This window comes from Pseudoalteromonas sp. SIMBA_162 (assembly GCF_046535955.1).
In the GTDB taxonomy this organism is placed as follows: Bacteria; Pseudomonadota; Gammaproteobacteria; order Enterobacterales; family Alteromonadaceae; genus Pseudoalteromonas; species Pseudoalteromonas marina.
In genome coordinates this window covers 1-267 of record NZ_JAWJBQ010000496.1, presented here as the reverse complement: position 1 = coordinate 267, position 267 = coordinate 1, and the positions used below count along the sequence as shown (strand labels likewise).

General features: G+C 68.5%; 1 protein-coding gene. It reads right to left on the bottom strand.

Annotated elements, in window-relative coordinates; genetic code table 11:
- On the bottom strand, positions 1-267 hold a 267-nt coding region (locus R0J88_RS20660; RefSeq protein ID WP_410900977.1), incomplete at both ends, for a hypothetical protein.

Genomic DNA, 267 nt, shown 5'->3' with positions numbered 1-267 from the left:
CGCTCGATATGGTCGGGGTACTCGCCCATGCGCGGCAGCGGGATCACCACGTCTTCGTTGATCTTGAAGGCGTTGGTGTGGCGCGCGATCGCGGCGGTGCGCGAACGGTCGAGCCAGAACTTCTTGCGGGCCTCGGCGCTCACCGCCACGAAGCCTTCGCCATGGCGGGTGTTGGCCAGGCGCACCACTTCGCTGGCGGCCGCGGCCACGGCGTCCTCGTCGTCGCCGACGATATCGCCGATCAGCACCATCTTGGGCAGCGAGCCG